Raw genomic sequence first — 8,489 nt, 5'->3', positions numbered from 1 at the left:
AGAGTGCCCGGATACCCGGCCACCACCACCGCGTCCAGCCCCGCGATGTCCACCCCCAGTTCCAGGGCATTGGTGGTGGCCACCCCCAGTAGCTCACCGGTCAGCAGGGCGCGTTCGAGCTTGCGCCGCTCTTCGGGCAGAAAACCGGCCCGGTACGCGGCCACCTGCCCGGCCAGCTTGTCGTCCACCTCGGACAGGATCCGGCGGGCGCCCAGCGCGGTCAGCTCGGCGCCCCGGCGCGAGCGCACGAAAGCCAGCGTGCGGGCGCCCTCCACGACCAGTTCGGCCAGGATGCGAGAGGCTTCGGCGCCGGCCGACCGCCGCACCGGGGCGCCGTTCTCCCCCGAGAAGTCCTCGAGCAGCGGTGGCTCCCACAGCGCGACCGTCCGGGCGCCACGTGGTGAGCCGTCCTCCACCACGGCCGCGCACTCCTGCCCGATGAGCCGTCGCGCGAACCCGGCGGGATCGGCCATGGTCGCCGAGGCCAGCACGAACACGGGCGACGAACCGTACCGGTGCGCCACCCGCTGCAGTCTGCGCAGCAGCAGCGCGACGTGGGAACCGAACACACCCCGGTACCCGTGGCATTCGTCCACGATCACGTAGGCGAGCTTCCGGAACAGCCGGGCCCACCGGGCGTGTGAGGCGAGGATTCCGCGATGGAGCATGTCCGGGTTGGTGAACACCCACCGTGCATGAGCGCGCACCCAATCGCGTTCCCCCATCGGGGTGTCACCGTCGTAGGACGCGGCCCGCACCCCGGGAATGTCCAAAGAAGACACGGTACGCAACTGGTCGGCGCCGAGCGCCTTCGTCGGGGACAGGTAGAGCGCGCAGGCCCGGTCGTCCTCGGCGAGGGTGGACAGCACCGGCAACTGGTAGGCCAGGGACTTGCCGGAGGCGGTGCCGGTCGAGATCACGACGTGCTTCCCGGCATGGGCGAGCGAGGCCGCCTCGATCTGATGTGTCCACGGCTGCTCGACCCCGGATTCACGCAGCGCCGCCACCGCGTCCGGATGGGCCCAGGCGGGCCAGTCGGCGCACTGGGCCTCGCGGGCAGGCTGCTCCGCCACGTGGGTCACCGGATCGGCCGATTCCGGGATGCCGGCGGTGACACGGTTCAGCAGCCGCCGTGCCCGCTTGCTCTCTGCCACCCGACCAGGGTCGCACAGGTGTACGACAGGCCTAAAAATCACACCAAGATCGCTAACAGTGAGCAGGGTCACATATACAGAGAGTGTTCGTTGCGGGACGCCCTGACCGTGGTAGTGCCATTACCAATACACTCCCGCAAACGGCACCACTTGTGGTGTAGATCCCATGCCAGTGTCGGCAAGGCTGTCCCGCAGCAGGGCCGTCGCTGGTACCAGGCGACGTTTCCAGGAGGACGGATGTCCCGGCAATTCCTCGCGGAGGGCCTCAAGCTCTCCGGGGGTGACTACGGCGTGGTCGCCGTGGTCGCCGTGGTCGCCCTTGCTGCACTGGCGATCGGTTTCGTGCTGCTCAAGGAGGTGCTGGCCGCCGGCCAGGGCACTCCGAAGATGCAGGAGATCGCGAAGGCCGTGCAGGAAGGGGCGGCCGCTTACCTCAAGCGGCAGCGCAACACCCTCTCCGTTTTCGGGGTGGTGGTGTTCCTACTGCTGTTCGCGCTACCGGCGGACGACTGGAACGAGCGGATCGGCCGCTCCATCTTCTTCCTGGTCGGCGCCGTGTTCTCGTTCACCATCGGCTACCTGGGCATGTGGCTGGCCACGCGGGCGAACCTGCGGGTCGCGGCGGCTTCCCGGGAGCCGGGAAGTGGCCGGGAGAAGGCGATGCGGGTGGCCTTCCGCACCGGGGGCGTCGTGGGCATGATCACTGTTGGGCTGGGCCTGTTCGGGGCGTCCATCGTGGTGCTGGCCTACGCGGGCCAGGCGCCGAAGGTGCTCGAAGGCTTCGGCTTCGGTGCCGCACTGATCGCCATGTTCATGCGTGTCGGCGGCGGGATCTTCACCAAGGCCGCGGACGTGGGCGCCGACCTCGTCGGCAAGGTCGAACAGAACATCCCCGAGGACGATCCGCGCAATGCGGCGACGATCGCCGACAATGTGGGCGACAACGTCGGCGACTGCGCCGGGATGGCGGCGGACCTCTTCGAGTCCTACGCGGTGACCCTGGTTGCCGCGTTGATTCTGGGCAGCACCGCGTTCGGTGCCGCCGGTCTGCTGTTCCCGCTGATCGTTCCTGCGATCGGCGTGATCACCGCGGTGATCGGCGTCTACATCACCAAGGCCCGCCCCAACGAGAGCGGGCTGGTCACCATCAACCGCTCGTTCTACATCTCCGCGGTCATCTCGGCGGTGCTGTGCACGATCGCTGCGTTCGTGTTCCTGCCCCCCTCGTTCAGCGAGTTCGGGCAGGGTTTCACGGGCCAGGGCAACCCGGCGGTGATCGCCACCGTCGCGGTGATCATCGGCATCGTGCTGGCCGGCATCATCCTCCGGCTGACCGGCTACTTCACCGGCACCGAGCACGGTCCGGTGAAGAACGTCGGCAAGACGTCCGAAACCGGTGCGGCGACGGTGATCCTGTCCGGCATCGCGGTGGGCTTCGAGTCCGCCGTGTACACCGCGCTCGTCATCGGCGCGGCCGTGTTCGGCGCCTACCTGCTGGGCGGTTCGGTAGCCCTGTTCGCCGTCGCACTGGCGGGCACGGGCCTGCTCACCACGGTCGGTGTCATCGTCGCGATGGACACCTTCGGCCCGGTTTCGGACAACGCGCAGGGCATCGCGGAGATGTCGGGAGACGTGGACGAGGCGGCGGCGCAGACGCTGACCGAACTGGACGCGGTCGGCAACACCACGAAGGCGATCACCAAGGGCATCGCGATCGCCACCGCGGTGCTCGCCGCGACCGCGCTGTTCGGTTCCTACCAGGACTCGATCACGAAGGCACTGGGCACGATCGGATCCACCGCGGCAGGCGTGAAGTCCTTCATCGACACGATCGTCAGCCCGAACACGCTGGTGGGTGTCATGATCGGGGCCGCGGTGGTGTTCATGTTCTCCGGCCTGGCCGTGAACGCGGTCTCGCGGGCCGCGGGCGCGGTGGTCTACGAGGTGCGCCGCCAGTTCCGCGACATCCCGGGGATCATGGAGGGCACCACCCGCCCCGAGTACGGCAGGGTGGTCGACATCGTCACCCGCGACTCGCTGCGGGAGTTGGCCACCCCCGGTCTGCTCGCGGTGTTCGCGCCGATCGCGGTCGGTTTCGGGCTCGGCACCGGTGCCCTGGCGGGTTACCTGGCGGGCGCCATCGCGACCGGCACCCTGATGGCGATCTTCCTCGCCAACTCGGGTGGCGCATGGGACAACGCGAAGAAGCTGGTGGAGGACGGGCATCACGGCGGCAAGGGCTCCGAAGCGCATGCCGCGACGGTCATCGGCGACACCGTGGGTGACCCGTTCAAGGACACCGCCGGTCCGGCGATCAACCCGCTGATCAAGGTGATGAACCTGGTTTCGGTGCTGATCGCACCCGCGGTCGTGCAGTTCTCGATCGGCCCGGACGCCTCGTTCGGGGTGCGGCTGGCGATCTCGCTGGTCTCGCTGGCCGTGATCGTCGTCGCGGTGGTCGTGTCGAAGCGGCGCGGCACCGCGATTGCGGACACCCCGGCGGGTGCTCAGGCACCAGCCAAGACCGCCTGATCGTCGGGATTACCGGGCCCGCCACGGACCTCCGTGGCGGGCCCGGTTTCTGCGCGGGTCCAGCCCAGGATTTGCAGGCGGCAAGTTGATCTGTACCGTCGGGACAAGCTCGCGTTGTCGGGGAGGTGTTCGCGTGCGACCCCGGACGGTGGTCTTTCTGCTTCTCTGCGCCGGGCTGTGCGCCGGTCTCGCCTCGTGCGGCCGTCCCGTGGTGGCTCCCGGCACGTCCGGCGTGAGCAGGCAGGCCACGAGCACCGAGTCCGACCGGCAGAACGCGATCACCCAGTGGGCCAACGACTACTGCGTCGCAGTGGGATCCCTTGTGGACGAGCTGGCGAACCTGCCCGCGATCGATCCGAGCAGTCCCCGGCGCGCGGTGGAAACCTCCGGCGCACTGCTCGGCACGATGATCGGGGGGCTGGACAAGGCGGTCGACGGGTTGCGGGCGCTGTCACCGGGCCCGGTTCCGGGCGCCGATCAGGCGCGGGACACCATGGTCGAGCGGTTCACCGGCGTCCGCGCCGACGCGGCCGCTGCGAAGCAGCGCTTGGACCGGGCACGCGGGGCCGCCTCGATTCCGCCCGGCATCCTGCGGGATGCGCGCGGCCCGCTCGACGAGGTGGCCGCGATCGATCCGCTGTCGGGTTTCGCTTCGGTTCCGGAGCTCTCGGCGGGGGCGCAGCGGGCGCCCGTGTGCCGGCAGTTGACCGAGCGCGAAACCGCGCCGCAGACTCCCGCCACCCGCTGACGACAGCCCGGAAGAAAATTACCCGAACGGGTGAAGTTTCCCATGCTGTGAGGGACCCCCTCCCGGCAAACAGGGCCGTGAGGGGGCCCCTCGCGGCTACCGAGCGGACAAGGGCAGGACGAAACCCGGGGGCTTGGGCAGCATGCACCCGGGCAGGTTCAGATCGATCTCGTTGCCGAGGGCGGCACAGGCGGTGAGGAGGTAGGTCTGCTCGCCGTAGGAGCGGCCGCGCAGCACGGTGACCACCCCGTTCTCGTCGACCTCGCACGGGTTGTTCAGGCTGCAGGCCTCCCCGTCGTCGTTGCCCGTGTTGTTGACGCCCACGACCTCACCGCTGGTCCGGTCGATGATCGGCGAGCCGGAGGTACCGTGGATGACGTCGCACTCCGGGGTGTACCGGATGGCGATCTTCCAGACCCAGCCCGCCTCGTGCAGGGAGTAGACGACGCGGTCGATGGAGCAGGTCCAGGTCCGCTTAAAGAATCCCGAAACGACGCTGATCGGCGTGTGTACGTCGGCAGGCGCGGCGGCCAGGGTGAGCGGGTGTCCGCCCAGCGTGCGGGCGATCTGCCGGTAGGTGCGGTCGAGTTGGTAGAGCGTGACGTCGGTATCGGTCATCGTGGCGTAGGCGATCTTCGTGGAGTGCAGCGTGCCGAGGACGCTGCCGTCCTGCCCGAGCAGGGTCATCGGGCGCCTGACCGGCCGGTCGACGATCACCTCGCCCGGCGCCGGCATGCCGGACTCTTCGCAGTGGCCGTTCGTCAGGACCAGTGCAGGGTCGGTGTCCTTCGAGGTGGGCAATCGGATCAGGGAGCCCGAGCAGTTGCTCAGCCTGACGATGCCGGTGTAGCCCGCGAGCGGCGCGGCGACCGCGGGTGTGGTGCCCAGGGCGAGCAGGAGGACGGACAGGACGATGAGGGAGCGGCGCAACATGGCGCCGGAGCGTAGCGGAACCGTTACCCGAAGGCCCCAACCGGGACGTGTCCCGCGTCACGTGCTAGGTGTGGAAAAGGAAACACCGCCCGGCTGTGCGCCGATGCGCTTCACACAGGATGGACGGCGCATTGCGTCACCTGGGCGGACACAATCGGCTGGCGGAGTGCACACTGGCTGGTTGAACAGCGTCGCAGCAGCGACGGGAACGAGCGGGAGAGCGGACAGCGTGGCTGGAGCACGGGCGAAGAACACCGCGGCGCGGGGCGCCGCCAACGGGGGTGGCGGTCGAGCGACGGGTGGGCACGACGCTGCGGGAAACGGCGCCGGGCGCCGCCGGCTCGTGATCGTCGAGTCGCCGACGAAGGCGCGCAAGATCGCTCCTTACCTCGGCGGCGGTTACGTCGTGGAGTCGTCGGTGGGGCACATCCGTGACCTGCCGCGGGGCGCGGCCGACGTGCCCGCCAAGTACAAGGGCGAGCCGTGGGCCCGCCTCGGGGTCGACGTCGACCACGACTTCGAACCGCTGTACGTGGTCAGCCCGGACAAGAAGGCCAAGGTCACCGAGCTCAAGAGCCTGCTCAAGGACGCCGACGAGCTCTACCTCGCCACCGACCCGGACCGCGAGGGCGAGGCCATCGCCTGGCACCTGCTGGAGACGCTCAAGCCGAAGGTGCCGGTCCGCCGGATGGTCTTCCACGAGGTGACCGAGCAGGCCATCCGTGCCGCCGCGGCGGACACCCGTGATCTCGACGCGGACCTGGTCGACGCTCAGGAGACGCGCCGCATCCTCGACCGGCTCTACGGTTACGAGGTTTCGCCCGTGCTGTGGAAGAAGGTCATGCCGAAGCTGTCGGCTGGCCGGGTGCAGTCGGTGGCGACGCGGATCATCGTGGAGCGCGAGCGCGAGCGGATGCGCTTCCAGTCCGCCTCCTACTGGGACATCGCCGCGACGATGGAGGCCCAGGGGGCAGGCAGCGACGAACCCCGGACCTTCCCGGCGCGGATGATCGCGGTGGACGGTGCACGGCTGGCCAGCGGTAAGGACTTCGGCCCGGACGGGCGGCTGAAGGGCTCCTCGACCGAGGTCCGCGTGCTGGCCGAGGCGGATGCGACCCGGCTCGCCGAGGCGCTGCGCGGCCGGGACTTCAAGGTCGTCAGCGTCGAGGAGAAGCCCTACACCCGGCGTCCGTACGCGCCGTTCATGACCTCCACGCTGCAGCAGGAGGCCGGTCGCAAGTTGCGGTTCTCGTCGGAGCGGACGATGCGCATCGCGCAGCGGCTCTACGAGAACGGCTACATCACGTATATGCGTACCGACTCCACCACGCTCTCGGAGACGGCGCTGACCGCGGCCCGCAACCAGGCCACCGATCTCTACGGTGCGGAGTTCGTTTCGCCGAGCCCCCGCCAGTACACCCGGAAGGTCAAGAACTCGCAGGAGGCCCACGAGGCGATCCGGCCCGCCGGTGAGGTGTTCCGGACCCCCGGCCAGGTCGCCGGTGAGCTGGACACCGACGAGTACCGGCTCTACGAGATGATCTGGCAGCGCACGATCGCCTCGCAGATGGCGGACGCCAAGGGCACCACCATGTCGGTCCGCATCGCGGGCACCGCGAGCAGCGGCGAGGAGTGCACGTTCGCCGCGTCCGGGCGCACGATCACCTTCCCGGGCTTTTTGAAGGCGTACGTGGAGGCGGTCGACACCGAGGCCGGCGGCGAGGCCGACGACAAGCAGAGCCGTCTGCCGCGGCTGACCAGGGACCAGGCGCTCACCGCCGCCGAACTGGTGCCGGACGGCCACAACACCTCGCCGCCGCCCCGCTACAGCGAACCGAGCCTGGTCAGCAAGCTCGAAGAGCTCGGCATCGGCAGGCCGTCGACCTACGCCTCCATCATCAACACCATCCAGGACCGCGGGTACGTGTGGAAGAAGGGCTCCGCACTGGTGCCGTCGTGGGTGGCGTTCGCCGTGGTGGCGCTGCTCGAACGGCATTTCGAGCGCCTGGTGGACTACGACTTCACCGCCGCGATGGAGGACGAGCTCGACCGCATCGCCTCGGGCAACGAGCAGCGCACGCGGTGGCTGTCGAAGTTCTACTTCGGCGGGGAACAGGGCGTGGACGGCTCGATCGGGCGGCTGGGCGGCCTGAAGAAGCTGGTCGGCACCGGGGTCGAGGACATCGACGCCCGGGAGATCAACTCGATCCCGCTGTTCACCGATGACCAGGGGCGCACGGTTTACGTGCGGGTGGGCCGTTACGGCCCTTACCTGGAAAGGCACGGCGCGGAGACCGGGGAAGACGCCGAGGGGAAGTCGCAGCGGGCGAACCTGCCCGAGGATCTGCCGCCGGACGAGCTGACCCCCGAGATCGCCGAAAAGCTGTTCGCCACGCCCCAGGAAGGGCGGATGCTGGGCACCGATCCGGTGAGCGGGCACGAGATCGTGGCCAAGGAAGGCCGGTTCGGCCCCTACGTCACGGAGGTGCTGCCGGAACCGGAGGAGGCGGCCGAGGACGGCGCCAAGAAGACCAGCAAGGCCAAGAAGGCGAAGCCGCGCACCGGGTCGCTGTTCAAGTCGATGTCGGTGGAGACGGTGACGCTCGAGGACGCGCTGAAACTGCTGTCGCTGCCGCGAGTGGTCGGCAAGGATCCCGAGTCCGGTGACGAGATCACCGCCCAGAACGGCCGCTACGGCCCGTACCTGAAGAAGGGCACGGACTCGCGTTCGCTGGAAACCGAGGACCAGCTGTTCACCATCACGCTGGACGAGGCCTTGAAGATCTACGCGGAACCGAAGCGACGCGGTCGCCAGGCCACCGCGAAGCCCCCGCTGAAGGAACTGGGCGACGACCCGGTGTCGGGCAAGCCGATGGTGGTCAAGGACGGCCGCTTCGGCCCGTACGTGACCGACGGGGAGTTCAACGCGACGTTGCGCAAGGCCGACAGCGTGGAAGAGCTCACCGCGGAGCGGGCCGCGGAGTTGCTGGCCGAGAAGCGGGCGAAGGGTCCTGCCCCGAAGCGGAAGGCGCCGGCGAGGAAGAAGGCCGCCGCGTAGAAGTAGCGGCACCCTCGCGGGTGGATCCCGCCGCGGCCCGGCATGCGTGTCCGGGGAGCGGGTA

5 protein-coding genes are annotated in these 8,489 nt (G+C 69.2%); 3 read left to right on the top strand and 2 right to left on the bottom strand.

Annotation, left to right across the window (positions count from 1 at the left end; all coding sequences use genetic code 11):
* On the bottom strand, window positions 1-1,154 hold a 1,154-nt coding region (locus tag FNH05_RS25405; protein ID WP_144591226.1), incomplete at its 3' end, for a DEAD/DEAH box helicase.
* 237 nt (window positions 1,155-1,391) lie between these two features.
* Here FNH05_RS25405 and FNH05_RS25400 point away from each other — a divergent pair.
* Both FNH05_RS25400 and FNH05_RS25395 read left to right on the top strand, forming a co-directional pair.
* Window positions 1,392-3,686, top strand: a complete 2,295-nt coding sequence (locus FNH05_RS25400; RefSeq protein WP_144591225.1) for a sodium-translocating pyrophosphatase — start codon at window positions 1,392-1,394, stop codon at window positions 3,684-3,686.
* A 133-nt stretch (window positions 3,687-3,819) separates the two neighbouring features.
* Entirely contained in the window at window positions 3,820-4,434 is a 615-nt protein-coding gene (locus FNH05_RS25395) for a hypothetical protein (protein ID WP_246127936.1), read from the top strand.
* A gap of 96 nt (window positions 4,435-4,530) precedes the next feature.
* On the opposite strand, the gene FNH05_RS25390 is transcribed toward FNH05_RS25395, so the two are convergent.
* Window positions 4,531-5,367 carry a trypsin-like serine peptidase gene (locus FNH05_RS25390; RefSeq protein WP_144591224.1) on the bottom strand — a complete coding sequence of 279 codons (837 nt, stop codon included), beginning with the start codon at window positions 5,365-5,367 and terminating at the stop codon, window positions 4,531-4,533.
* Between the two features lie 103 nt (window positions 5,368-5,470).
* Between FNH05_RS25390 and topA the strand changes: the two genes are divergently transcribed.
* Window positions 5,471-8,425, top strand: coding sequence for a type I DNA topoisomerase (gene topA, locus FNH05_RS25385; protein WP_425458488.1), 2,955 nt, complete (start codon window positions 5,471-5,473; stop codon window positions 8,423-8,425).
* The last annotated feature ends 64 nt before the right edge of the window (window positions 8,426-8,489 follow it).

Source organism: Amycolatopsis rhizosphaerae, from assembly GCF_007713715.1.
Taxonomy (GTDB): Bacteria; Actinomycetota; Actinomycetes; order Mycobacteriales; family Pseudonocardiaceae; genus Amycolatopsis_E; species Amycolatopsis_E rhizosphaerae.
The sequence above is the reverse complement of the archived record's forward strand: the minus strand, read 5'-3'. Positions and strand labels throughout refer to the sequence as shown.

What these genes read in the sequence shown, in the direction of transcription:
- FNH05_RS25400 (WP_144591225.1), top strand. Translation starts at nt 1,392, where the DNA reads ATGTCCCGGCAATTCCTCGCGGAGGGCCTCAAGCTCTCCGGGGGTGAC.
- FNH05_RS25390 (WP_144591224.1), bottom strand. Translation starts at nt 5,367, where the DNA reads ATGTTGCGCCGCTCCCTCATCGTCCTGTCCGTCCTCCTGCTCGCCCTG.
- topA (WP_425458488.1), top strand. Translation starts at nt 5,471, where the DNA reads ATGCGCTTCACACAGGATGGACGGCGCATTGCGTCACCTGGGCGGACA.